The following is a 24,369-nucleotide window of genomic DNA, read 5'->3' as shown; positions in this document are numbered from 1 at the left end:
CTGCGTATGTTGACATCATCGCGCATGCGCCGCGTCGGTAGCCACTCGGCTATCCGGTTCGGCGCCGTCGACCAAAACCGCACCGGCCAAAACCTCACCGGCCAAAACTCCATCGGCCAGCGCCGCCTCGGCATACTCGGCCGAGGCGACCGGCCGTAGCCCCGCGGCCTCCCGCACATTGCGCCAGGATCGGCGATGCTCACTGCTCGGTCCGAGACGTTCGAGTGCGGCGGTATGTTCGGGCGTGTTGTAGCCCTTGTGCGCGGCGAAACCGTAGCCGGGAAAGCGCTCGTCGAGTTCGACCATGATCCGATCCCTGGTCACCTTGGCCAGGATGCTCGCCGCCGCGATGCAGGCCGCGGCCGCATCACCGCCGATGACCGGCAGCGACGGCACCGGAATACCGGGCACTCGGAATCCGTCGGTGAGCACATACCCGGGCGTCTGCCCGAGCCCGGCGACCGCGCGGCGCATGCCTTCGATATTGGCGACATGGATACCGATCGAGTCGATCTCCCAGGCCGGAATGACCACGACCTTCCAGGCCAGCGCCAGCCGGGTGATGACCGGGTACAACTCCTCGCGCACCGATTCGGTGAGCTTCTTGGAATCGTCGAGCCCGGCCAGCTTGTCGTAGACCTTGGGAGCGAGCAGACACGCGGCGACCACCAGCGGTCCGGCGCAGGGGCCGCGTCCGGCCTCGTCGACGCCTGCGACGGGTCCTAGTCCGCTGCGGATCAGCGCTGCTTCGAGGGTGCGCAATCCGCCTGCCCGGCGCATGACAACGCGCGGCGGCCACCCGTTGCCCGGAGTCGCGCCATTAGCCTGTGCCACTCGACCCTGCCCCACCGTCTAATTATCCTGCGGCCCGCAACAATCAGTTCGTCTGGGGATCCTGTGCTTTCACCGGGCCGATCCGGCTGGGCGGCCAGATCTTGAAGACGGTCTTACCGCGCACATTGTCGATCGGGACGGTGCCCTGCAGATTGTCGCTGACATGGGCGCGCGAGTCGGCGGACTGGTTGCGATTATCGCCCATCACCCACAGGTTGCCCTCGGGCACCTTCACCGGACCGAACACCCGGCCCGCGGGGTAGGTTGCGTTCTGCTGTCCGGGATACCACGGGTAGTCGTTCTTGACATACGGCTCGTCCAAGGGCTTGCCGTCCACCAGGATCCGGCCCTGTGCGTCACAGCACTGCACGGTCTGGCCGCCGACGGCGATCACCCGCTTCACCAGATCGTTCTCATCCGGCGGCACGAGCCCGAAGAACGAGAAGAAGTTCTGCACGCCGCGCACGACGACATTGCGCGACCGGATCGACTGGTAGCGGGTATTCCAGGACGGCGGACCCACGAACACCACGACGTCACCGGGCTCGGGATCGCCCCAGTAGTAGCTCGGCTTCTCCACATAGATGCGGTCGCCGATGAGCAGGGTCTCTTCCATCGACTGGGACGGAATGACATACGGACGCCCGACGAAACTGACCATCAGGGCCGCGATGACCGCAGCGATGACAATGAGGACCGGCAGTTCCTGCCAGAAGGGGCGTTGCTTGCGCTTCGCGCGCCGCGAGCGTCGGCCCGCACCCTCGCCGTCCGAATCGGACACAGTCATCGACCCACTTTCGTCTGCCACGCCGAACAGATTAGCCCGGCACCAGAACTCACGTCCGGTGCCGGGCTACTGAAGAACCTTCGTGCCGAGCGGGTTGCGCTACAAGATCAGCGCTTTTCCTTGATCTTGGCGGCCTTGCCGCGCAGATCGCGCAGGTAGTACAGCTTGGCCCGGCGGACATCACCGCGGGTCACGACATCGATGTGGTCGATGTTCGGGCTGTGCACCGGGAAGGTGCGCTCCACGCCGACACCGAACGACACCTTGCGAACGGTGAAGGTCTCGCGGATGCCACCGCCCTGACGCCGGATCACGACGCCCTTGAAGACCTGGATGCGCTCCTTCGAGCCTTCGATGACCTTCACGTGCACGTTGAGCGTGTCGCCCGGCCGGAAGTCGGGGACGTCGCTGCGCAGCGACTTTTCGTCGACGAAGTCAAGGGTGTTCATTTCATCCTTCTGATGTTTGCGCGAGCAGAGGACCCTGGCGGCACTCGCGTGCTCGACCGGTTCATGCTCCGAATATGGGGTGCTCCATGGGTCGAATGCACCCAGGGCAACCTGTGCATTGTGCCAGATCGGCGGGTCGCGGGGAAAATCGCCCTGCCCGGCTCGAGGAAACGGCCCGCTCAGCGGCTGGCTGCGCGATGCACGGCAGCCGCGAGACGATCGTTTTCCGGGGCGCTGAACCCGAAGGCCGCGCGCCGCCGAGTGTAGCCGTAGGCCAGTCCGCTGCGCGGATCCGCGAAGCCGTCGCAGCCCACCGCTCCGGTGTGACCGAATGCGTTCGCGCCCAGGAACGGGTAGTACAACCCCTTGGCCTCGAAGCCGAGTGCGTACGGCGCGCGTTCGCCGCGAACCAGGTCGGGACCGGCACTGTGGACGGCGGTCACCATGGCGAGGGTGTCGGACTTCAACAGCTGGGCGCGTCCGTCCAACCCGGAGATCGCGGCGGCGTACATGGCGGCCAATCCGCGGGCACTGCCGACACCTCCGGCCGAGCCTTGTCCCAGCGCACGTACTTCGGGATTGTTCGGCAAGGTCAGGACGTCGGCCGGGGTGAAGTCGGCGGCGTTCAGGTTGTAGGCGATACCCGGAATACTGTGCGACTCAGGCGAATTCGCCTCGAACGCGGCTTGCATCTCCAATGTTGCCAACCAGGGCAGTATCGGCAGATAGCGATCGTCCGATACGGGCAAGCCGAGGTAGACATCGAGCCCATAGGGCGCTCGGACGCGTTCCTCGAACAGTTCCTGAATCGAACCCCCCGCGGCCCGGCGCACCACCTCGCCGACGATCGCGAAGCTGACGAACCCGCCGTAGGCCTGGGCCGAGTCCGGCCGGATGTAGGGCCACTGCGGCGCGACCCGCTCGGCGATGCGTCGGTCGTCGGCGAGTTCGGCAATGGTGAGCCCACCCTCGACGCCGATGACACCCGCGCGGTTGGTCAGCACCTGCCGCAGGGTGATGCCGGACTTTCCGGCGGCACCGAATTCCGGCCAGTAGTCGGCGACGGCGCAATCGAGGTCGAGCCAGCCCTCCTGCACCAACAGCGCGACGACCAGCGATGACGCGCCCTTCGTCGCGGATAGCAGCCCGGTCAGGGTGTCGCCGGTGACCTGTGGTCCGGCCCACAGGTCGACCACCTGTCGGCCGTGCACGAAGGCGGCGAGTTGGGCGCCGGATTCACCGTTCTCTTCAGCGACCACGGCGGCGAACACCTCGCGCACCGTATCGAATCCGGGTGCGACGGTGCCGTTTATCTCGATGATGTTGTCCACGATCGGTTCCTCGCTCATTCGTCAGGCAACCGACGGGCGCAGCAGTGCCGACCGCCGCGGCGCGGCTGGGCGCAGGGCCCACGACGCGAGCGTGATTCCGGCGAAACCCAGTGGTCCGAGCCATGCCTTCGGCTCGTCACCGACTGCGAGATGGGAGGCGGCCGCGCCGCCGTAGACGAAGGTCAGCCCCGCGTACGCCCACTCCTCGGCACGCGGAAAGCCCGGCGCCACGATCGCGGCGACCGCGGCGGCCTTGGCGACACCCATGATGGTCGCGAAGTACATCGGATACTCGAGTCGCTGGAAGACCTCGCGGACATAGGAGATTCGCGCGAGATCCCAGTAGGAGCCGACCACCGTTTCGGTCAGCAGGATGCCGGTGGCGCCCAGATAGGCCAGCCGGGCAGGAAGGGATGTCATTCGAAGGTTCATATCTGCGTGACGAATGGCGGCCCGTGAAGGTAACGACCGCACCGTGATCCACGCCACGACCACGGCCCGGGATGTCACACTCGCGGCATTCGCCGCGTCATCTCTTCGAGCGACATCGAGGAGACCGTTGTGCACGAAAACGATTCTTTGGCAGACCGATTCGTGGCGCACCGCGCGCACCTGAACGCGGTGGCATGTCGCATGCTCGGTTCGCTGAGCGAGGCCGAGGATGCGGTCCAGGAGGCCTGGTTGCGGTTGTCCCGGGTCGACACCGGCGAGATCGACAATCTCGGCGGGTGGTTGACCACGACCGTCGGGCGGGTCTGCTTGGATATGTTGCGCTCGCGCAAGATCCGGCGCGAGGAGGTCTTCGAGACCCACCTGCCCGATCCGATCGTCACGACCGATGACAGCACCCAGCCGGAACAGCAAGCGGTGCTTACGGATTCGGTCGGTCTGGCGTTGCTGGTCGTGCTGGACTCGCTGAATCCCGCGGAGCGCGTCACTTTCGTACTACACGACATGTTCGCGGTGCCCTTCGATCAGATCGGTCCGATCATCGGCAGGTCCGGGGCAGCGGCGAAGATGATGGCCAGTCGCGCCCGACGCCGGGTCCAAGGCCGAGCGCCACGCCCCGACCGGGATCTGCCGCGCCAACGCCTGGTCGTCGACGCCTTCCTCGCGGCCGCTCGCGGCGGCGAATTCGAGGCGCTACTGACCATTCTCGACCCCGACGTGGTGCTGCGTGCCGACGCCGGAGCCCTACTGCCCGGCGGAATGCGCGTGCTCCGTGGTGTTGCGGCCGTGGCCGGTCAGCTCGACACCTTCCACCGCGCTGCCAATGCCACTGTCTCGCACCCGGTTCTGATCAACGGCCTACCCGGACTGCTCAACACCATCGAGAGCCGAACAGTTTCACTACTGGCCTTCACCATCGTCGACAACAAGATCACCGCCATCGACCTCCTCTCCGACCCTGCCCGCCTCCCCCAGCACACCCCGACCCCGCAGGCGCAGTGATCAATCGCGGAGGGAGTGGTCGGACACCGAGGGCAGATGCCAATGGGCGGGTGCGGGTGGGGCCGGGACGACAGTGCGCGCCAATTCGGCCTCGGCCGCCTCACGCACGTGCACCACATCGGGTTTCCCGGCGACGAGATCTTGTACGAAGATCTTCGCTCGGATCACCGGACGCCGATATCGGCGTTCACGGACGATCGCCCGGTACATCAGTCGCCGCCTGCCGGGATAACGCCAGCGCGCCCACGGTGCGCCCGGCCGGCTCAGGCGCAGTGCGCCGACCACGAGCAGGGGCAGGAAGAACATGCCGAACAGCCCGGTCCAGATCTTGCCCTTGGCGATGACGATCGCCGCCAACCCCAGGTTCACCACGGCGAAGAAGACGACGAAGATCCGGACCCCGGTGCTGGGGTCGCGGCGGAAGTCGTTGATATCCAATAACCACAGCGGATGGAAACCGAGCAGTAGCAGTCCGGTCACGGCCAGCGCGACGAAGACCGCGTCGACCGAGGTGCGGCCCTGTTCCTCCCAGTACACGTCGCGCAGATAGAAGATCAGCGCGAATTCGTCGAGGGTCAGGGCCGCGCCGACACCGAAGGCGGCGGCGAGCAGGCTCGTGGTGAGCGTATCTGCGCTCTGGTACGTCGTGACCATCCCGATGCCGGACAGCAGCACCAGGATGACCCCGAAGACCATGTGATGGATGTGCACGCCACCGGAGCGCAGATTTCCCGGCCACCATCGGACCTGCTTGCGGATCAGCCGGACGCTGAGCCGGATCAGCAGGAACCCGACGATGAACCCGAGGAGAAAGCACAGCAGCGGCAGCCGACCGTGCGCGATCACATCGTCTTCGAGCCACCGTCGCATGGCCGCCTACAAACCTCCGCCCGTATCGCCCTACTGTCCGAAACCGGCCCGCCGCAGCGCATCCGCCATCGAACCGCTCGGCGGGGGTGCGTTGCGCCGCTGGTTGCCCTGGTTGCCCTGGTTGCGGCCCTGATTCTGCTGTCGACCCTGGCCCTGCTGCTTCCCCTGACCATTCTGCCGTTGTCCGCCGCGGTCGGATCCACCCCGACCACCCTGCCCACGGCCACGACCACCGTCGCCCTTGGCCGCGGCACCCGGCTCATCGTCGAGCCGCAGCGACAGCCCGATGCGCTGACGCGCGACGTCGACCTCGAGCACCTTCACCTTGACAACATCGCCGGATTTCACGACCTCGCGCGGATCCTTGACGAAGTTGTGCGACATGGCCGAGACGTGGACGAGTCCGTCCTGGTGCACGCCGATATCGACGAAGGCACCGAAGGCGGCCACATTGGTGACAACGCCCTCGAGCACCATGCCCGGTTCGAGGTCGGCGACTTTCTCCACGCCCGCCGCGAATTCGGCGGTCTTGAACTCCGGACGGGGGTCGCGACCGGGCTTCTCGAGTTCGGTGATGATGTCGGTGATGGTGGGGATACCGAACTTCTCATCGGTGAAATCGGCGGGCCGCAGTGCGCGCAGTGACGTGGTGTTGCCGATCAGTTCCGAAACGCCGCGTCCGGTCGATTCCAGGATGCGCCGCACCACCGGATATGCCTCGGGGTGCACAGCCGAGGTGTCGAGCGGGTCATCACCGCCACGGATGCGCAGGAAGCCCGCGCACTGTTCGAAGGCCTTGGGGCCCAGGCGCGGCACGTCCAGCAGCGCGGTGCGGCTGCGGAACGGGCCGTGCTGATCACGGTGCGCCACAATGCTTTCGGCGATGGAGTTGGCAACGCCCGACACCCGCGACAGCAGCGGCACCGACGCGGTATTGACATCGACGCCAACTGCGTTCACCGCATCCTCGACGACCGCGCCGAGCGAGCGGGCCAGCAGTGTTTCGGAGACATCGTGCTGATACTGACCGACACCGATGGACTTCGGGTCGATCTTCACCAACTCGGCCAGCGGGTCCTGCAAGCGGCGGGCGATCGACACCGCGCCGCGCAGCGAGACATCCATATCCGGTAGTTCCTGCGAGGCGTAGGCCGAGGCCGAGTACACCGACGCGCCCGCCTCGGATACGACGATCTTCGTCGGCTTGTTCTCCGGAATGCGCGAGATCAGTTCAGCGGCAAGGGCATCGGTCTCACGCGAGGCGGTGCCGTTGCCGATCGCGATGAGCTCGACGCCGAAACGGGCGACCAGCGCACCGAGCACGGCAAGCGATTTCTCGGTCTGTCCCTGCGGCTTGTGCGGATAGATGACCTCGGTGGCCACGGCCTTGCCGGTCGCGTCGACGACCGCGACCTTCACGCCGGTGCGGTAGCCCGGATCCAGGCCCATGGTGGTGCGAGTGCCCGCCGGTGCGGCGAGCAGCAGGTCGCGCAGGTTCGCGGCGAAGACATCGACGGCGTCCTTCTCGGCTGCCTGACGCAGCCGCATACGGGTGTCGATGCCAAGGCTCACCTGAAGTTTCGTGCGCCACGCCCAGCGCACGGTGTCCAGCAGCCAGCTATCGGCGGCCCGGCCGCGTTCGGCGATATCGAACTTCAGGGCGATACGGCCCTCGTAGACCGAGCGCTCGCCCGGCTCGAGTTCGTCGGTATCCGGTTCGAGCTGCAGTTGCAGGACTTCTTCCTTCTCACCGCGCAGCAGCGCGAGGATCCGGTGCGAGGGCAGCTTGCTGAACGGCTCGCTGAACTCGAAGTAGTCGGAGAACTTCGCGCCCGCCTCCTCCTTGCCCGCGCGCACGCTCGAGCTGACTCGGCCACGGTTCCACATCAGCTCGCGCAACTCGCCGACCAGATCGGCGTCCTCGGCGAAACGCTCCACCAGAATGGCGCGGGCGCCGTCGAGTTGTTCGGCGGTGAACTGCGCCGGATCGGTGGACGGATCGCTGATCAGCGCGTCGGCGACCGGCTCGTGACCGGCCTCGCGGGCGATCTGCGCCTTGGTGCGCCGCTTCGGCTTGTACGGCAGGTAGATGTCCTCGAGGCGGGCCTTGGTCTCGGCCGTCATCAGCTGCCCGAGCAGTGCGTTATCGAGTTTGCCCTGGCCCTTGATGGATTCGATGATCGCGCCGCGACGCTCGTCGAGTTCGCGCAGGTAGCTCAGGCGCTCGTCGAGCTGGCGGAGCTGAGCGTCGTCGAGGCCGCCGGTGACCTCTTTTCGATATCGCGCGATGAAGGGCACGGTCGAGCCCGCATCCAGCAGCTCGACGGCGGCGCGAACCTGACTCTCGCGCACGCCGAGCTCATCGGCGATGCGCTGGCCGACGCTGGCCAGCGCTCTGGTCGCGGCCGGTGCGGCGGCGGTCGTGTCGGTGTTCGTCGCTGAACTGGCGATCTCGGGCGCTGTCGTCACGCCCGAGACACTACCGTTGTCGACTGACAAACGGCCCACGCCCAGGTAAACCGGTATGGGCGTGCCCGAATTGCGCGGTGTCAGCGTCGGTCGGCCAGGTCGAGTATGTCCTTGGACATCTCACGCATCTCGGCCTTGCGGATCTTGCCGGTGACCGTCATCGGGAACTCCTCGACGATGTGGACGTAGCGCGGGATCTTGAAGTGCGCGAGCTTGCCGGTGCAGAACGCGCGGACCGCGTCGGCATCCAAAGGTGCTGTGCCGTCTTTCATTCGGATCCAGACCATCAGCTCTTCGCCGTATTTCGAGTCGGGAACTCCGATCACCTGAGCGTCGAGGATGTCCGGGTGGGTGTAGAGGAATTCCTCGATCTCGCGCGGGTAGATATTCTCGCCGCCGCGGATCACCATATCCTTGATTCGGCCGGTGATGGCGAGGTACCCATCGTCATCCATGATGCCGATATCGCCGGTATGCATCCAGCGGGCGGTGTCGATGGCCTCGGCCGTCTTTTCCGGTTCGGACCAGTAGCCGAGCATTACCGAATAGCCGCGGGTGCACAGTTCGCCCGGTTCGCCGCGCGGCTTCGTCAAACCGGTTGCGGGGTCGACGATTTTGACCTCCAGATGCGGTCCTACCCGGCCGACTGTCGCGGTGCGGCGGTCGATGCTGTCGTCGCGGCGGGTCTGCGTCGATACCGGAGAGGTTTCGGTCATGCCGTAGCAGATGCACACCTCGCTCATCCCCATGCGATCGATCACTCGCTTCATCACCTCGACCGGGCACGGTGATCCGGCCATGATGCCGGTGCGCAGGCTGGACAGGTCGATATCCTTACCCGAATCCAGCTCCGCGAGTATTGCGATGAACATCGTCGGCACGCCGTAGAGCGAGGAGCACCGCTCGGCGGCGACCGCGTCCAGGGTTGCGACCGGATCGAACGAAGGGGCCGGAATCACCACGGCCGCACCATGACTGGTGCTGGCCAGGTTGCCCATGACCATCCCGAAGCAATGATAGAACGGCACCGGCACGCAGATCCGGTCCTGTTCGGTGTAGCCGCAGAGTTCGCCGACGAAGTAGCCGTTATTGAGGATGTTGTGGTGGCTCAGCGTGGCCCCCTTGGGAAAACCCGTTGTGCCGGAGGTGTATTGGATGTTGATGGGGTCGTCCATGCACAGCGTCGCCGCGATCGCGAAAAGTCGCTCCGCGTCGATATCGGTCCGCGCCACCGCATCCCATTCCGCGGTGCCGAGCACCAGCACCTGATCCAGACCCGGACATGCCGGGCGGACCTGCTCGATCATGGCGACATAGTTCGAGGTCTTGAACTCCGGCGCGGCGATCAGCAGGCGCACTCCGGCCTGGCGCAGTACATATTCCAGTTCGCTGGTGCGGTAGGCCGGGTTGATATTGACCAGGATCGCACCGAGTTTCGCAGTGGCGTACTGGGTGAGGAACCATTCCGCGCAGTTGGGCGCCCAGATGCCGACTCGGTCGCCCTTGCCGATGCCGCGCGCCGACAGCCCGGTGGCGAGTGCGTCGATCGCGGCCGCGAGTTCGCGATAGGTCCAGCGACGACCGGTTGGACAGTCCACCAACGCTTCTCGGTCGGCGTAGGCGGCGGCCATACGATCGAAGTCATCACCGATCGTATCGCCGAGCAGCGGGGCTTCCGCCGTGCCGGAGGCGTAGCTCGGGAGTGTGGACATCATCGAACTCCCTGCTGCCGCAGAATGAATCGCTGCACTTTGCCACTGGGTGTCTTGGGCAGTGCGTCCACGAAGTGCACTGTGCGTGGATAGGCATGCGCGGCGAACTTTCGTTTCACCAGGGTCTGCAATTCGGCCTCCAATTCAGCGGTCCCCTCGAACCCATTGCGCAGCACCACGAAGGCCTCGAGTACCTCACCGCGCAGTTCGTCGGGCATACCGACGACCGCAGCCTCGACCACCTGCTCGTGCATGACGAGCACACTCTCGACCTCGAACGGGCCGATGCGGTATCCGGCCATGATGATGACATCGTCGTCGCGGGCCGAGAAGTGGAAGAACCCGTCCGCATCCTGCGATCCCGCGTCGCCGGTCAGATACCAGCGGCCGTCCGGGGTGTAACGCTGGGCGGTGCGTTCGGGAGCATCGAGGTAGCCGAGGAACCACCGCAGCGGACTGCGCTCGGTGTCGATGGCGACCCGGCCCAACTGCCCGGCGGGCGCTTCGATATCGGCATTGTCCTCGAGCACCGCACAGGTCCACCCCGGCAGCGCCCGGCCCATCGAGCCCGCGGGCGCGTCCACTCGCAGCGCGTCGTGCCAGGAATTGCAGATGAGCATGCCGTGTTCGGTCTGCCCGTAGTGGTCGCGGACCGCGACGCCGAGCGTTTCGACCGACCACGAGACCACGTCCGGGGTCAGCGGTTCGCCGGCCGAGGAGGCCCGCCGCAGCCGGAGATTCGTTGGGACAGCAGCGCTATCGGCGCGCAACGCGCGGTACACCGTCGGCGCGGCGGTGAAGTTGGTGACGCCGAACCGTTCGAGCACCTGCCAGGTCAGCGGCGCGGAGAACGGTGCGTGCAGCAGCAGGCTGCGGATACCGGAGGCGAGCGGGCTCAGGATCGCCCAGTACAGACCGTACGCCCAGCCCGGATCCGCGGCGTTCCAGTAGACGTCGTCCTCGCGCACGTCCAACGAGAACTCTTGGTACGCATGGAATGCCGCGAGCGCACGCACCGGAATCGGAACCCCCTTCGGGGTTCCGGTGGTGCCGCTGGTGAACAGCTGCACGAGCAGGCCATCGCCGCCGACCGTCGCGGACGCCGCCCTGGGGTCGTCAGCGGAATGCTCGGCAAGCAGATCCGCGAACCGCAGCGGTGTCATCGACTGCTCCTGGGCAGACTGCCCCGCGGCGCTCGCGTCATCGGCGACCGAGCCGGTGCTGGTCGCGCCGCCTGCCACCTGCCCCTCAGCGGCTGCAGTGTCGACGGCCCCCCGCATTTCGACGGCGGTCGACGCACTGTCCCCGGCGATGATCACGCGCCACCGCGGATCGGTTGGGATGTCGGCACCCGGTGCGAGCTTGTTCGCCTGATCGACATCCACGATGACCAGCGATGCTCGGCTCGTTTCCAGCCGGAAGGCGATGGCGGGCGGGGCGAAGGCGGTGAAGAGCGGGACGTGGACCGCGCCACGCCGCCAGATGCCGAGTAGCGCGACCACCAGGTCGGTGGACTTGGACATCAGCGTGGCAACGCGGTCGCCCGGTTCCACGCCGAGGTCGGCGAGTGCGGCAGCACAGCGCTGGGAGCGTTCGCGCAGCTCACCGTAGGTGAGGTCGGTCGAGGTCAGGTCGGGGTCGACGATGGTGAACGCGACCCGGTCGGCGGGGTGCCGGTCGCACAGCAGATCTGCCGCGCTGACGTCGGGTCCGTCGTAGGTCTGCAGTAGTTCGCGCACGCGCGCGTTCAGGTCCGCGGTCATCTCGCCTCTCCTCATCGGTGATCCAGGCCACCTCGGTCTCCAATAGGATGTGGGTCACATCACGTCCGGCACTACCCCCGAAAAGGGGTGAGTCTTTTGACCCACACCAGCGGCCTGCTGCGGCCTCGCGACGGCGACGCGCTGCGCGCCGAGATCCGCTGGGTGGCGACCAAGGCGAGTGTGCCGCTGGTGTTCGGCGGCGAGGTGCACGACGACACGTTGCTGCTCACCGAATTCGTCGGCACCGTCACCAACGGTCTGCGCGGGCTCACCGTGCTGCGCACCTCCGGCCTCGGCGGCCGGGTCATGGATATGCGGCGCCCGGCCTCGGTCGCCGACTACCGCAGCGCCTCCTCGATCACCCACCACTACGACGGCCCGGTCTCCGGCGAACGCATCCGATCGGTCGTCGCGGTGCCCGTCGTGGTCGGCAATCGCTCCCGCGCGGTGCTTTACGCCGCCAACCGCGGCGGCACGCCGCTCGGCGACCGCACCGCTGATCTCGTCGTCGAGGCCAGCCGCCGCCTGGCCACGGAGATCACCATCCGTGACGAGGTCGACCGCCGCCTGCGCCTGCTGGAAATGACGACTCCCGCGCCCGACACCGCGCCCGCGGTCGCCGAAGAACTCCGCGAGATCAATGCCGAACTTCGCGGCGTCGCCCGCTCGGCCGAGGAAGAACGACTCCGCGAGCGCCTGCATGCCGTCTGTGAACGCCTCGCTCGAGTCCTGGTGGGCGACCCGGCGCCGGACGCCCCTCGGCTGTCTCGCCGCGAACTCGACGTACTGTCCCAGATCGCGCTCGGCTGCACCAATCAAGAAGCCGCCCAACGCCTTTCCGTCGGACCGGAGACGGTCAAGAGCTACCTGCGCAACGCGATGACCAAACTCGACGCCCACTCGCGCCACGAGGCCGTGGTCACCGCTCGCCGCCACGGTCTACTGCCCTGACCGGCGCTGCCCCGTGGGTCGCCGCAGCCGCCGTGCAATGATCACGGCGTGAAGTTCTCGGGGTGGAAATCGGTCGAAAATGGCACGCGCACATCGCTTACCGCATTGTTGCGTGCCGGGGTCGTGGTCTGGTTGGTCGCGGGAATTGCCGCGTGCGGCTCTGATTCACCGGAACACCATGGGCCGACCTCGTCCGACACTCCGGCGCTGAACCTGTCGAGTATCAAACCACTGGATATCGGACCGCATGACGCGGTCGGATTTACGGCGACGGGCCTGTACACGGTCACCGATGACCGGTTGACCGGTATCGATCCGCGCTCCGGGAAACCGCAGTGGGTGATGCAGCGGCCCGGCCTGCGGCCCGACAGCAAGCGCATCTCGCTGCTGGACAAGGGCGGTGTGCTGCTGGTCGGTTGGCAGGGCGAGACCGGCTCGATCGCCTATGCGGCCGATACCGGTCGGCAGCTGTGGACCACCCCGGACGCGGAGTGGTACGAGTACGACGACGGCGGCACCCAGCTCGTCCGCAACGATCCGCGCACCGGGACGCGACGCTGGTCGGTGGATCCCGCGACGCTCGGCTGCGCGATACCCCTGCCACCGGACACCTCGCTGATGTTCCCGGTCCAGGACCTGAGCCTGTTCCGCTGCCCTCTCGACACCGACCTCGAGGGCGAGCAATTGGTCGGCGCGCTGGCCGACGACACCGGGGCGCTGCTGTGGAAGCGACAGGTTCCCGATCGACGCAGCTTCACCCGAGGCCCGGCCAATGTGGCGACCGTGCGACAGGGCACCGAGATCGAGACCATCGATGCCGTCAGCGGCCAGGTCATCGGACGGCGGAGCGGGCCGGACAGCGAATGGCGGTTCCCGCTGCACGACGGGTCCGCCCTCGCGATGGACAGCAGCACACTGAAGGAAGACAAGGAACTTCGGCTGGAGGAAACCGATCGGCATATTCGCTGGACGGTCCCGTTACGCCCCACCGAGGAGGAGGTCATTCCGTGGGCAGCCGCGGATAACGTCATCCTCGGTGTGCTGCGTGAAGTGAGCGGAAACGACTACTGGGTGGTCGCCTTCGACACCCGGACCGGCGAGCGCACCGTCGTCGCGGGCCCCCACGACACCCGGAGCGGCGCGAAACCCCTGCTCCAGATGTCCGTCGATTTCCAGGGCACGCTGCTGAAGTCGGCACCTTGGGGCGCACTGATCCCGGGCAAGAACGGCACCTTCGCCATCATCCCGACGGCATAGCCCGCGAACAGCGCCCCTCCGCGAGGGCGCCGCGCACAAATTCACAGGCCGCGCATCAGATCGCCTCACATTCGATGCGCAGCAGTCGAATTCGTGCCCGGCGGGCCGACGGCGTGGCCCGGGAAGAACGCTCGGACGCGATTACGTGGCCGGGTTCTTGGATGGCGACAACCAGCAATGTGGTCACCGCCCGCCGGTGCAAACCCCTTCGGGGGTGTACTGGCAGGGACGTTCGGTGCGCCCCTTGTACTGGCCATGGTTGCTACTGCGGCCGCGCTGGCCGACACGGCCGGAGTCCGGGTCATGCGTGTCGCGATCCGCGGCGGCTCTGATCTCGACGAGTTCTGGCGCGACTAGATCCGATACGACCATCATCGCGCCACCGATGATGGTCGAAGCCACCACTCGACGTACGGTCCCGAGCCTCGCTACTGTCCTCACAGCCACCTACCCGTCATTTAATGTACCGTTGGTTAACGATACATTCATCAAGGGTCGATATCTGTAGTTTCGGGTGGGACACCCAAATGGGCTGCGCCCCAGCGAGGCTCAGGCGTCGTCGTGGTGGCCGAGCAGATCTGGACGCCGTTCACGGGTCCGAGCCAACGACTGTTCGCGTCGCCACGCGGCGACCTTGGCGTGATCTCCGGACAGCAAGATCGGCGGGACTTCCAGACCGCGCCAGGAGACCGGGCGGGTATAACTCGGCCCCTCCAGCAGTCCGTCGGAGAACGAATCCTCTTGGTGGGATTGCTGATTGCCGAGTACGCCGGGGAGCAGGCGGACTACGGCTTCGGTCATGACGAGGACCGCGGCCTCGCCGCCGATGAGGACGTAGTCGCCGATGCTGACCTCTTCGACGCGAACCCGTCGGGCGGCGTCGTCGAAGACGCGTTGATCGATGCCTTCGTAACGGCCGCAAGCGAATACGAGATGTTTCTCGCTCGCCCAGCGTTGGGCCGCGGCCTGGGTGAAGGGCACACCGGCGGGCGTCGGCACCACGAGCAGGGCGTCATCGGGGCATACGTCGTCGAGGGCGTCACCCCAGACGGTCGGCTTCATGACCATGCCGGGCCCGCCGCCATAGGGCGAGTCATCGACGGACTTGTGCACATCGTGGGTCCAGTGACGCAGATCGTGCACCTCGAGCGAGATCAGGCCCTTGTCGATGGCCTTGCCGAGCAACGCTGTGCGCAACGGCTCCAGATACTCGGGAAAGATGGTGACGACATCGAGTTTCATGCTGTCTCCTGCGTTATGCCGGGCACGGCACGCTCACCTCTACTCCGGATCGAGGAGACCTTCCGGCGGGTCGATGACGACGAGCCCGTCGGCCAGCGAGACGGTCGGCACGATGGCCGTGACGAACGGGATCAGAATCTCGCGGCCGTCGTCCGCGGCACGCACCGATAGCAGCTCGCCCGCGGCCGAATGCAGCACCTCGGTGACCTTACCGACAACGGTGCCGTCGGTGAGCTGGACGGTCAGGTCCTCCAGCTCGTGGTCGTAGTACTCGTCCGGGTCCTCCGAGGGCGGCAGATCGGCGCTGTCGACGACGAATAGGGTGCCGCGCAGCGCATCGGCGGCGGTGCGATCGGACACCCCGACGAGTTGCACGAGAAGTCGGCCCGAATGCTCTCGGGCCGACTCCACGGTGAACTCACGGACTTCCTTCGCACGCGCTGCCCGCCCGCGCAGCCGCACACCAGGTGCGAAGCGCGCGTCGGGATCATCGGTGCGTACCTCGACGACCAGCTCGCCGCGCACACCGTGCGATTTGGCGACCCGGCCTACGACGAGTTCCATCTAGGCGTCGGTATCGACCACGTCGACCCGGATGCCCCGGCCACCGATACCGGCGACGAGGGTGCGCAGCGCGGTCGCGGTACGACCGCCGCGCCCGATCACCTTGCCCAGATCCTCGGGGTTGACGTGCACCTCGACGGTGCGTCCGCGGCGGCCGGTGATCAGCTCGACCCGGACGTCATCCGGATTGGCGACAATGCCGCGAACCAGGTGTTCGACAGCATCGGCGACGACGGCGCTCACGACTGCACCTCGCTAGCGCTCGGCTCCGTCGTGAGCGCTGCGTATTCGGTTCGCTCGCTACGCTCGCTCACGGTTACTCGGCAGCCTCGGTCTCGGCGGCTTCGTCCTTCTTGGCGGCCTTCTTCTTGGGGGTGACGGCCTCGGCGACCGGCGCGTTATCGGCGGCGGCCAGCGCGGCGTTGAACAGGTCCAGCTTGGACGGCTTCGGAGCCTTCACCTTCAGGGTGCCCTCGGCACCCGGCAGGCCCTTGAACTTCTGCCAGTCGCCGGTGATCTCCAGCAGGCGCTGCACGGCCTCGGTCGGCTGCGCGCCGACACTCAGCCAGTGCTGTACACGCTCGGAGTTGATCTCGATCAGCGACGGCTCTTCCTTCGGGTGGTACTTGCCGACGTTCTCGATGGCGCGGCCGTCACGACGGGTGCGGGCGTCGGCGATGACCACGCGGTACTGCGGGTTACGGATCTTGCCGAGGCGGGTGAGCTTGATGCGAACAGCCATGTGCTGATCTGCCTTTCAGTGGTTGGTCACGGCACAATTCAGCGACCCGCACGGTCTGCGAGCCCGGTTTTGCGCTTGGAGTGTGTGACCGCCGCGCGGTACGTAACCGGAGACGGGCTGACACTTGTCCAGGAAGGACGATGGTCCATTGTGCCAGACCGGCCACTCTCCCCTGAAATCGCGTCATCGGTCGCGTCGGCAAGCGGCCATGCCCAACCCCGCGCGGACCAGCGCCGACCAGCGCCGTTCCCATCCGCGAGAACAATAGTCGGTCCAATGACCAGTTGCACTGACACGATGATGCGGTTCCATTTCGGTCGAACATATGTGCGGTATAGCTGCGCACAAGGCTCGACCACCGTCAGCACAAGGAGAGATATGGCACACACCGCGACCCCGCCGGACAGTCCTGATCCGACGATCACCGTCGCGATCAGGCATCCACCCGTGAGCGCGCCGAGCATGAGGAGCACGGGTGGCGCGTCGACACCAAAGGACGCGCGTCCTCGGACAGCCGTCATGAGCCGATTTTAGCGATCCCCAAAGCCATTGGCGGCGAAAACATCTCGCCGCTGAGCCGAAAACGGGCGCTCGAGCCGATGCCGTCCTATCGAACCAGTGGCGCGAGCGTGTGTCCCGCGAGTTCGACCGCGCCCGGTTCATGTCCGGTGGTGACCATGTTGACGATCAGCCCCTGGACACCCTGGTCGAGCACCCGTGTCTGCAGCTGCTCGGCGACTTCGGCCGGGGTGCCGACGAATTGGCGGTCGGCGATGGTCTGCTTGCGTTCGTCTTCGGAGAGAGTGGACAGGTCGACGCCGATACCGCGCAGCAGATCCTGTTGTTGTTTGCGCGCGCGGTCGCCGTCTTCGTCGATCATCAGGAAGCAGAGGAAGCTGACTTCCAAAGTCGCTGGGTCGCGCCCGATTTCGGCGCAACGCTGGTGCAGTGCCTCGATCTTGCGCGGGAGTTCGGAAGCGTTGGCGACGATGTTGAGGTGATCGGCGAAGCGGGCGGCCAGCGCGAAGGTCTTCTTCTCGCCGCCGCCACCGAGCAGGATCGGCAGATCGTTGCGCAGCCGGGGCTCGTTCATCGCGTTATCGGTGTGGTACCACTTGCCGTCGAAGGTCGAATGTTCACCGCGCAGCATCGGTGTGATGATCTGCAGCGACTCGTCGAGGCGCTGGAATCGTTCGGTGAAGGTGCCGAATTCGAAGCCGTAGGACTGATGCTCGAGTTCGAACCAGCCAGCGCCGATGCCGAGTACTGCCCGGCCGCCGCTCACCAGATCGAGAGTGGTGACAGTCTTGGCGAGCAGCGCGGGATTGCGGTAGGTATTGCCGGTTACCAACGCCGACAGCTGGATTCGTTCGGTCGACGCGGCGATCCCGGACAATGCGGTGTAGGCCTCCAGCATCGGATCGCTCGGTACACCGAGACCGGGCAACTGGTAGAAGTGGTCCATTACGAAGACGGTGTCGAAGCCAGCGGCTTCGGCCTCCCTGGCCTGCGCGACCACAGTCGGAAAGAGTTCGCTGACAGGCTGGCCATAGCTGAAGTTGGGCATCTGATAACCGAGGCGAATGGTCACGGAACCGACCATACGCGCCCGCCGCCGCGACTTTCCGTTCTTGCTCACATCAACCCGTTGACCTGGGCGGCGATATCTCCGGACCGGCCGCCGATCTCCGCAACGTCATAGCGAGAGCTATATCCGAGCTGCCCATTTGGTAAGCGCCCAGGTCAGCGGTGGCCGGTGACCGGATTGCGGGTTTTGACGACTCGGCCGCGCAGGATGACGTACTGGGGGTTCGCGAGGGCGGCCGGGCTGATGCGTGGATCTTCCTGGTAGACAACGAAATCCGCGGGTGCGCCAGCTTCGATGCTCGGTCGACCCAACCAGCTGCGAGCATTCCAGGAGGCGGCGCCGAGTGCGTTGTGTCTCGAGAGTCCGGCCCCGGACAGCGCGGCGATCTCGTCGGCGATGCGGCCGTGCCGGATGGAGCCGCCGGCATCGGTGCCCGCGAAAATCGGAACGCCGGCATCGTGTGCGTTGGCGACGGTGCTGCGGACGCGCGCGTGCAGATCGCGCATATGTGCGGCGTAGGTGGGGAATTTGCCCGCGCTGGTGGCGATTTCGGGGAAGGTGTCGATATTGATGAGTGTCGGCACCAGCGCGGTACCGTGTTCGACCATCATCTCGATGGTGTCGTCGGTGAGGCCGGTGCCGTGCTCGAGGCAATCGATGCCCGCGTTGATCAGCCCTGGCAGCGCGTCCTCGCCGAAAACGTGCGCCGTCACCCGCGCGCCGTTGGCGTGCGCTGCGTCGATCGCCTCCTTCAGGATCGTATCGCTCCACAGCGGCCGCAGATCGCCCACCGACCGGTCGATCCAGTCCCCGACGATCTTCACCCAGCCATCGCCGAACCGAGCCTGCTCAGCGACGATGTCCGGCAGATCGCGCTCATCGTCGAGTTCGATACCGAGCTCACGGATATAGCGCCGCGGTCGGGCGATATGGCGGCCCGCGCGGATGATCCGTGGCAGTTCCTCGTGCTCGTCGATAAATCGCGTGTCGATCGGCGACCCCGCGTCACGCAGCAGTAGTGCGCCCGCGTCCCGCTCGATTTCGGCCTGCGCGATCGCCCCGTCCCGATCTTCATCTCCCCCGCCATACCGAATCCCGACATGGCAGTGCGCATCGACCAGCCCCGGCACGATCCACCCCACACCGCACAGTGTTTCGGCCCCCGCGACCGGCTCGAACGACACCACCCCACCCCGCACCCACAAATCCCGCACCTCGCCACCAGGAAGCACCACCCCGCACAGATGCACACCAACCTCCTCAACGCCCTCCCCCGCCAACCTACTGCCCCCTCAACAGCGACCGGGCACCCCGTCTTCGAACCGGACACCTCGCGTAGAGGGTGCCGGGTTCAGAGACGGGGTGCCCGGTGCGAGTAGACAGCGGGAGGGAGCGGCTACTTTTTGGGGAAGTTCAGTTTTGAGATGTCGAGGCCCTCGAGGCCGGGGGGGAGTTGGTCGAGGCCGGCGGGCATGCCGGATAGGTCGGGCATGCCGGCGGGCATTGCCGGCATCCCCGGGAAGCCACCGCGCACCTTGGGCGGCGTTGGGCCGCGGCCACCCTTCTTGCCCTTCTTGCCCTTCTTCGCATTGGCCCGCCGCGAGCCGGGCAGGCCCATCTGGCGGCCCATCATGGTCATCATCTTCTTGGCCTCGAAGAACCGGTCGACGAGCTGGTTGACCTCGGAGACCTGGACACCGGAGCCGTTGGCAATGCGCAGACGGCGAGACGCGTTGATGATCTTCGGGTTCGCACGTTCGGCCGGGGTCATGCCGCGGATGATCGCCTGGACCCGGTCGAGCTGCTTGTCGTCGACCTGGGCGAGCACATCCTTCATCTGGCCCGCACCGGGCAGCATGCCGAGCAGGTTGCCGATGGGTCCCATCTTGCGGATGGCGAGCATCTGATCGAGGAAATCCTCGAGCGTCATCTCGCCGCTGCCGATCTTGCGGGCGGCTTCCTCGGCCTGCTGCTGGTCGTAGACCTGTTCGGCCTGTTCGATCAGACTGAGCACATCACCCATGCCGAGGATGCGCGAGGCCATCCGGTCCGGATGGAAGACGTCGAAGTCCTCGAGCTTCTCACCGGTGGAGGCGAACATGATCGGCGCGCCGGTCACATTCCGGACCGAGAGCGCCGCGCCACCGCGGGCATCGCCGTCGAGCTTGGTGAGTACGACACCGGTGAAGCCGACGCCGTCGCGGAAGGCCTCGGCGGTGTTCACCGCGTCCTGACCGATCATGGCGTCGAGTACGAACAGCGTCTCGTCGGGTTGCACGGCGTCGCGGATGCCCGCGGCCTGCGCCATCAGCTCGGTATCGATGCCGAGGCGACCGGCGGTATCGACGATGACCACGTCGTATTGCTTATTGCGCGCCTCTTCGACACCGGACTTCGCGACGGCCACGGGATCGGCCGCCGAGATGCCGAGCGGGTTGTCGCCGCCGCCGATGGAGGTGCCGGGATGCGGCGCGAATACGGGCGCACCCGCGCGCTCACCGACTACCTGCAGCTGAGTGACGGCACCGGGGCGCTGGAGGTCGCAGGCCACCAACAAGGGCTGATGCCCTTGTCCCTTCAGCCATTTCGCGAGCTTGCCCGCCAGGGTCGTCTTACCGGAACCCTGCAGACCGGCGAGCATGATCACCGTTGGGGGGTTCTTGGCGAGGGTCAGCCTGCGGGTCTCGCCGCCGAGGATATTGACGAGCTCCTCGTTGACGATCTTGACGACCTGCTGGGCCGGATTGAGGGCAGCCGAGACCTCCGCACCCTTGGCCCGCTCCTTGATCTTCGCGATGAAACCGCGCACCACGGGCAGTGCGACGTCGGCCTCGAGCAGGGCAAGACGGATCTCGCGACAGGTGGCGTCGATGTCGGCCGGTGACAGACGCCCCTTACCGCGAAGATCCTTGAGGGCACCGGTAAGCCGGTCGGACAGGGATTCGAACACCGATCGCGCTCCTGATCTCGTGGGACGTCACTTGGTATCCCAGGGTAATGGGACAGCCCACTTGTTCGCGCAAGCGGTGCACCTTCGAGGTGCTAGTCGAGCGATCGGCGGCGCGGTTTGGCCGTTTTGCGATAGTCGTGGTTCTCCAGCGCAACCATGAATACCGCCTCGCGGGCGGTCAGACCCAGTTCGAGGGCCAGATCGTCGAGCATGGCCCATTCGGTGTCGGTCGGCACATCATGCGTCGCGACGGTGGTGGCAATCGTCATAGCGGTCACAGCCTGTTGTCCGGACAGGGTCCGGCCAGGTAGCCAGGAGACCACCCATCGGTCGCCGCCGACGCAGCGCGCCATATGCGTGGTCTCGTCACTCGTCATCATCGATGCCGAAACGACTTCAATTGCCACCGACCTGCTCCCCTCATGCTCGCGATAGCCAGACGCTCTGATAGTAGGGCGCGAGGGGCCTGCTGCCTACGCTTTCAGCAAATCATGCGCAAATATCAATTAGGCCGGGTCAGGACGTCGTGGCGGACCCGGGCGGACCCGCACCCTCCGGCGGCTTCGGTGCGGGCCGAGGGACCACCCCCAAGATAGCCTTCTCGATGGTCTCGCGGCGCTGCGAAGTGTCCTCGACCAGGTCGAGACCGAAGGCGTCGACCACCGCGGAACCCATGGTCACCACCTTCGCCCAGCGCACATCGGCACCACATTCGGCAAAGGCCGCCGCCAACCTGCTGAGCAGCCCGATCCGGTCCTCGGCACGCAACTCGAGGACCACGTGGCCGGTCGGGGTGGCCGACCAGATCACGCGCGGTTGCGCCTGCGCGTACGGGCTCGGCCCGGCGCCGGTGGCCTCGCGCTCGCGCTTCGCCAGCAGCGCGTGCAGATCCAGATCGCCGGCGGTCGCCCGGATCAGCTCCTGCCGCAATAGCCCGACATCCGGCGGGTCACCGAATTTGGGCGAGACCACGAACGTATTGATGGCCGAGGCGCCTTCGCTGCCGACGGTGGCCGAGAGCACCCGCAGCGAATGCAGGGCCAGCACCCCGGCAGCATCCGAGAGCAGACCGGGCGTATCCGGTGCGATCACGGTGACGGTGTAGATGTACTTGCCCTCGCCGGGCCGCAGATCGACGTGCACGCCGCCCGCCGCAGCCTTGGCCAACAGCTCCGGCGCGATCGGCTCCGGCTTCGACAGCTGATCCCCCGCCATCACCAGGCGGCAACGCCGCACCAGTTCACCGATCAGCGAAGCCTTCCAATCACCCCAGACCCCGGGTCCGGTGGCCAGCGAATCGGCCTCGGCCAACGTGTGCAGCAGTTCCAGCAGTTGCACGTCACCGTCGAGGGCATCCACGACGAACTGCACGGTGGCGGGATCGGCGAGGTCACGTCGGGTCGCAGTGTCCGGCAACAACAGATGGTGGCGCACGATCGCACTGAGGGTCCGCACATCCGAGGGCCACAGCCCGAGACGCCGCCCGATATGGGTGGCCAGTTCGGCCCCGACCACACTGTGGTCACCCGCCCGGCCCTTGCCGATATCGTGCAGCAGAGCGCCCAACATCAGCAGGTCCGGACGGGCGACACGGGTGCTGAGCCCGCTCGAGTAGGCGACCGTCTCCATCAGATGCCGGTCCACGGTCCAGGTGTGCAGCGCATCGCGCGGCGGCAGGTCACGCACCGCGCCCCATTCCGGAAGTAGCCGGCCCCATAAGCCGGTTCGGTCCAGCGCCTCGACCGCGTCGATAGCGCCACGGCCCGCGCCGAGCAGGATCAGCAGGTCGTTGAGCGCGTCCTTGGGCCAGGGCTCGCGTAGCTCCGGCGCGTCCTCGGAGAGCCGATTCAGTGTGGTCGCCGACATCGGCAGCCCCGTCTGCGCCGACGCCGCGGCCACCCGCAGGATCAGTCCTGGATCGCGCTGCGGCCGCGCGTCCCGCGCCAGCACGACCTCACCCGCGTGTTCGACCACCCCCTCATCGAGCGGTCGACGCACCGGCATCCGGCGCAGTCGCGCGAGGCCACGACGTGGTAGCGCATTGGCGGCGGTGCGCAGACCGACATCGACGGAGTAACTCACCGTCCGCGCCGAATCGCTCAGGGTGCGAGCGAGATCGAAGCGGTCACCGATGCGCAATGCCGCGCCGATCTCGTCTGCATCCTGGGCGCGCAGCTGATCACGCGCCCGGCCAGCCACTCGATGCAGCTCCGTGCGAACATCCAGCAACCGCCGATGCGCCTGCTTCAGACCGCCTCCCGGCACGTCCGGACCGAGCCCCGGCATGGCGTCGGTCAGCTGGGCGATGGCCAGCGCGTCGAGCAGTTGGATATCGCGCAGTCCGCCGCGCCCGTTCTTCAGATCGGGCTCGGCGCGATGGGCGATCGCGCCGCTGCGCTGCCATCTGGTCTCGGCCTGTTCGATCAATTCGTCGAAGCGGGAGCGGATTCCGGTCCGCCACTCCCGGCGCACCCCGCCGATCAGCAGATTGCTCAACTCCATATCGCCGACGATGTGCCTGGTCTCGAGCATGCCGAGGGCCGCGATGAGATCGCCGGAGGCCACGCGCAGCGCCTGCGGGACGGTGCGCACACTGTGATCGAGTTTGATGTGGGCGTCCCACAGCGGATACCAGAGCTGGTCGGCCACCTCGGCCACCCGCGCCGGATCGACATCGTCGTGCAGCAACACCAGATCCAGGTCGGAGTACGGCAGCATCTCCTTGCGGCCGAGGCCACCGACAGCGACCACGGCCAGACCGCTGTCATGGGTGATGCCGAGTTCGGTGCCCTTGGTGGTCAGCCACAATTCGAAGAGATCGACCAGCGCCGAGCGCAGGGATTCGGCGTCGAGCCGTGGATTTCTGGGCAGTCCGCCCTCGAGCAATTGATTGCGTGCCCGGACCAGGTCGGCCGCGCCGTTGGAGACGTTCGTGCCGACATCCTCGGTTACCTGTCTGCCGTCTTGCTCGTGACTACCCACAAACCCACCGCCCATCAAGATGCGTACGGCCCCGCCCCGACCGGGCAATCCGGTGGGAGCGGGGCCGCCGCTCGGTTCGATATTCGCTTACAGAGCGTCGGTACCGCGTTCCCCGGTCCGGACCCTGATGATCGACTCCACCGGGGTGACCCAGACCTTGCCGTCACCGATCTTGCCGGTGCGGGAGGCTTCGACGATCACCTCGACGACCTTGTCGACCGAGGCATCGTCGACGACGACCTCGACCCGAACCTTCGGAACGAAGTCCACGGAGTATTCCGCGCCGCGGTAAACCTCGGTGTGGCCCTTCTGGCGACCGTAGCCCTGTACCTCGCTGACGGTCATGCCCAACACACCCGCCTGCTCGAGACCGGTCTTGACGTCCTCGAGAGTAAACGGTTTGACGATTGCGGTGATCAGTTTCAT

Annotated in this window: 23 protein-coding genes; 3 read left to right on the top strand and 20 right to left on the bottom strand. The window is 66.4% G+C overall.

Annotated elements, in window-relative coordinates; all coding sequences use genetic code 11:
* Positions 1-15 precede the first annotated feature (15 nt).
* The 5 genes from ACQP1G_RS11495 to ACQP1G_RS11475 form a co-directional block, all read right to left on the bottom strand.
* On the bottom strand, positions 16-849 hold the full coding sequence (locus ACQP1G_RS11495; RefSeq protein ID WP_433202052.1) for a ribonuclease HII: 834 nt from the start codon (positions 847-849) through the stop codon (positions 16-18).
* Positions 850-877: 28 nt separating this feature from the next.
* The gene (lepB, locus tag ACQP1G_RS11490) at positions 878-1,621 is read right to left on the bottom strand and encodes a signal peptidase I (protein ID WP_433202049.1); all 744 of its coding nucleotides are present in this window, start codon (positions 1,619-1,621) and stop codon (positions 878-880) included.
* A 107-nt stretch (positions 1,622-1,728) separates the two neighbouring features.
* Complete coding sequence (gene rplS, locus ACQP1G_RS11485; RefSeq protein ID WP_011210681.1) at positions 1,729-2,070, bottom strand: 50S ribosomal protein L19; 342 nt, start codon at positions 2,068-2,070, stop codon at positions 1,729-1,731.
* Between the two features lie 179 nt (positions 2,071-2,249).
* Positions 2,250-3,419 carry a serine hydrolase domain-containing protein gene (locus ACQP1G_RS11480; RefSeq protein ID WP_433202046.1) on the bottom strand — a complete coding sequence of 390 codons (1,170 nt, stop codon included), beginning with the start codon at positions 3,417-3,419 and terminating at the stop codon, positions 2,250-2,252.
* Between the two features lie 3 nt (positions 3,420-3,422).
* Positions 3,423-3,821: a DoxX family protein gene (locus ACQP1G_RS11475; RefSeq protein ID WP_433202043.1), complete on the bottom strand. Its 399-nt coding sequence runs from the start codon at positions 3,819-3,821 to the stop codon at positions 3,423-3,425.
* Positions 3,822-3,962: 141 nt separating this feature from the next.
* Here ACQP1G_RS11475 and ACQP1G_RS11470 point away from each other — a divergent pair, with 141 nt between their 5' ends.
* Positions 3,963-4,853: a sigma-70 family RNA polymerase sigma factor gene (locus ACQP1G_RS11470; RefSeq protein WP_433202040.1), complete on the top strand. Its 891-nt coding sequence runs from the start codon at positions 3,963-3,965 to the stop codon at positions 4,851-4,853.
* On the opposite strand, the gene ACQP1G_RS11465 is transcribed toward ACQP1G_RS11470, so the two are convergent.
* The 4 genes from ACQP1G_RS11465 to ACQP1G_RS11450 form a co-directional block, all read right to left on the bottom strand.
* Complete coding sequence (locus ACQP1G_RS11465; protein WP_433202037.1) at positions 4,854-5,723, bottom strand: hypothetical protein; 870 nt, start codon at positions 5,721-5,723, stop codon at positions 4,854-4,856. It lies immediately after the preceding gene.
* 30 nt (positions 5,724-5,753) lie between these two features.
* Positions 5,754-8,174 (bottom strand): Tex family protein, encoded by a 2,421-nt coding sequence (locus tag ACQP1G_RS11460; RefSeq protein ID WP_433208401.1) that lies wholly within the window; start codon positions 8,172-8,174, stop codon positions 5,754-5,756.
* A 98-nt stretch (positions 8,175-8,272) separates the two neighbouring features.
* A complete protein-coding gene (locus ACQP1G_RS11455; protein ID WP_433202034.1) occupies positions 8,273-9,907 on the bottom strand; it encodes an AMP-binding protein in 1,635 nt (544 codons plus the stop codon).
* Positions 9,904-11,667 carry an AMP-binding protein gene (locus ACQP1G_RS11450; protein ID WP_433202031.1) on the bottom strand — a complete coding sequence of 588 codons (1,764 nt, stop codon included), beginning with the start codon at positions 11,665-11,667 and terminating at the stop codon, positions 9,904-9,906. The genes ACQP1G_RS11455 and ACQP1G_RS11450 overlap by 4 nt, the downstream gene beginning before the upstream one ends.
* Positions 11,668-11,763: 96 nt before the next feature.
* Here ACQP1G_RS11450 and ACQP1G_RS11445 point away from each other — a divergent pair, with 96 nt between their 5' ends.
* Together ACQP1G_RS11445 and ACQP1G_RS11440 are read left to right on the top strand one after the other, a co-directional pair.
* Positions 11,764-12,618 carry a response regulator transcription factor gene (locus ACQP1G_RS11445; RefSeq protein ID WP_433202028.1) on the top strand — a complete coding sequence of 285 codons (855 nt, stop codon included), beginning with the start codon at positions 11,764-11,766 and terminating at the stop codon, positions 12,616-12,618.
* A 48-nt stretch (positions 12,619-12,666) separates the two neighbouring features.
* Positions 12,667-13,875, top strand: a complete 1,209-nt coding sequence (locus tag ACQP1G_RS11440; protein ID WP_433202025.1) for a PQQ-binding-like beta-propeller repeat protein — start codon at positions 12,667-12,669, stop codon at positions 13,873-13,875.
* Positions 13,876-14,058: 183 nt separating this feature from the next.
* Here ACQP1G_RS11440 and ACQP1G_RS11435 read toward each other — a convergent pair whose 3' ends face one another.
* From ACQP1G_RS11435 to ACQP1G_RS11385, 11 genes are all read right to left on the bottom strand, one after another.
* Positions 14,059-14,280 carry a hypothetical protein gene (locus ACQP1G_RS11435; protein WP_433202022.1) on the bottom strand — a complete coding sequence of 74 codons (222 nt, stop codon included), beginning with the start codon at positions 14,278-14,280 and terminating at the stop codon, positions 14,059-14,061.
* A 144-nt stretch (positions 14,281-14,424) separates the two neighbouring features.
* Entirely contained in the window at positions 14,425-15,117 is a 693-nt protein-coding gene (gene trmD / locus ACQP1G_RS11430) for a tRNA (guanosine(37)-N1)-methyltransferase TrmD (RefSeq protein WP_433202019.1), read from the bottom strand.
* A gap of 39 nt (positions 15,118-15,156) precedes the next feature.
* Positions 15,157-15,681, bottom strand: coding sequence for a ribosome maturation factor RimM (gene rimM / locus ACQP1G_RS11425; protein ID WP_433202016.1), 525 nt, complete (start codon positions 15,679-15,681; stop codon positions 15,157-15,159).
* Positions 15,682-15,924 (bottom strand): RNA-binding protein, encoded by a 243-nt coding sequence (locus tag ACQP1G_RS11420; protein ID WP_327101130.1) that lies wholly within the window; start codon positions 15,922-15,924, stop codon positions 15,682-15,684.
* A gap of 73 nt (positions 15,925-15,997) precedes the next feature.
* Entirely contained in the window at positions 15,998-16,423 is a 426-nt protein-coding gene (rpsP, locus tag ACQP1G_RS11415) for a 30S ribosomal protein S16 (protein ID WP_433202013.1), read from the bottom strand.
* A gap of 607 nt (positions 16,424-17,030) precedes the next feature.
* Positions 17,031-18,014: an LLM class F420-dependent oxidoreductase gene (locus tag ACQP1G_RS11410; protein ID WP_433202010.1), complete on the bottom strand. Its 984-nt coding sequence runs from the start codon at positions 18,012-18,014 to the stop codon at positions 17,031-17,033.
* Positions 18,015-18,166: 152 nt separating this feature from the next.
* Positions 18,167-19,261 carry an amidohydrolase family protein gene (locus tag ACQP1G_RS11405; protein WP_433202007.1) on the bottom strand — a complete coding sequence of 365 codons (1,095 nt, stop codon included), beginning with the start codon at positions 19,259-19,261 and terminating at the stop codon, positions 18,167-18,169.
* 146 nt (positions 19,262-19,407) lie between these two features.
* The gene (ffh, locus tag ACQP1G_RS11400) at positions 19,408-20,961 is read right to left on the bottom strand and encodes a signal recognition particle protein (protein ID WP_433202005.1); all 1,554 of its coding nucleotides are present in this window, start codon (positions 20,959-20,961) and stop codon (positions 19,408-19,410) included.
* Positions 20,962-21,053: 92 nt separating this feature from the next.
* Positions 21,054-21,368 carry a hypothetical protein gene (locus ACQP1G_RS11395; RefSeq protein ID WP_433202002.1) on the bottom strand — a complete coding sequence of 105 codons (315 nt, stop codon included), beginning with the start codon at positions 21,366-21,368 and terminating at the stop codon, positions 21,054-21,056.
* Between the two features lie 109 nt (positions 21,369-21,477).
* The gene (locus ACQP1G_RS11390; RefSeq protein ID WP_433201999.1) at positions 21,478-23,958 is read right to left on the bottom strand and encodes a [protein-PII] uridylyltransferase; all 2,481 of its coding nucleotides are present in this window, start codon (positions 23,956-23,958) and stop codon (positions 21,478-21,480) included.
* 72 nt (positions 23,959-24,030) lie between these two features.
* Complete coding sequence (locus ACQP1G_RS11385) at positions 24,031-24,369, bottom strand: P-II family nitrogen regulator (RefSeq protein WP_040780799.1); 339 nt, start codon at positions 24,367-24,369, stop codon at positions 24,031-24,033.

The sequence above is a fragment of the Nocardia sp. CA-107356 genome, from assembly GCF_050946365.1.
Taxonomy (GTDB): domain Bacteria; phylum Actinomycetota; class Actinomycetes; order Mycobacteriales; family Mycobacteriaceae; genus Nocardia.
Note: the sequence above shows the minus strand (reverse complement) of the source record. Positions and strands in the feature narration are given on the sequence as shown.

What these genes read in the sequence shown, in the direction of transcription:
- lepB (WP_433202049.1), bottom strand. Translation starts at nt 1,621, where the DNA reads ATGACTGTGTCCGATTCGGACGGCGAGGGTGCGGGCCGACGCTCGCGG.
- rplS (WP_011210681.1), bottom strand. Translation starts at nt 2,070, where the DNA reads ATGAACACCCTTGACTTCGTCGACGAAAAGTCGCTGCGCAGCGACGTC.
- ACQP1G_RS11480 (WP_433202046.1), bottom strand. Translation starts at nt 3,419, where the DNA reads ATGAGCGAGGAACCGATCGTGGACAACATCATCGAGATAAACGGCACC.
- ACQP1G_RS11475 (WP_433202043.1), bottom strand. Translation starts at nt 3,821, where the DNA reads ATGACATCCCTTCCTGCCCGGCTGGCCTATCTGGGCGCCACCGGCATC.
- ACQP1G_RS11465 (WP_433202037.1), bottom strand. Translation starts at nt 5,723, where the DNA reads ATGCGACGGTGGCTCGAAGACGATGTGATCGCGCACGGTCGGCTGCCG.
- ACQP1G_RS11455 (WP_433202034.1), bottom strand. Translation starts at nt 9,907, where the DNA reads ATGATGTCCACACTCCCGAGCTACGCCTCCGGCACGGCGGAAGCCCCG.
- ACQP1G_RS11450 (WP_433202031.1), bottom strand. Translation starts at nt 11,667, where the DNA reads ATGACCGCGGACCTGAACGCGCGCGTGCGCGAACTACTGCAGACCTAC.
- trmD (WP_433202019.1), bottom strand. Translation starts at nt 15,117, where the DNA reads ATGAAACTCGATGTCGTCACCATCTTTCCCGAGTATCTGGAGCCGTTG.
- rimM (WP_433202016.1), bottom strand. Translation starts at nt 15,681, where the DNA reads ATGGAACTCGTCGTAGGCCGGGTCGCCAAATCGCACGGTGTGCGCGGC.
- rpsP (WP_433202013.1), bottom strand. Translation starts at nt 16,423, where the DNA reads ATGGCTGTTCGCATCAAGCTCACCCGCCTCGGCAAGATCCGTAACCCG.
- ACQP1G_RS11390 (WP_433201999.1), bottom strand. Translation starts at nt 23,958, where the DNA reads ATGGGCGGTGGGTTTGTGGGTAGTCACGAGCAAGACGGCAGACAGGTA.
- ACQP1G_RS11385 (WP_040780799.1), bottom strand. Translation starts at nt 24,369, where the DNA reads ATGAAACTGATCACCGCAATCGTCAAACCGTTTACTCTCGAGGACGTC.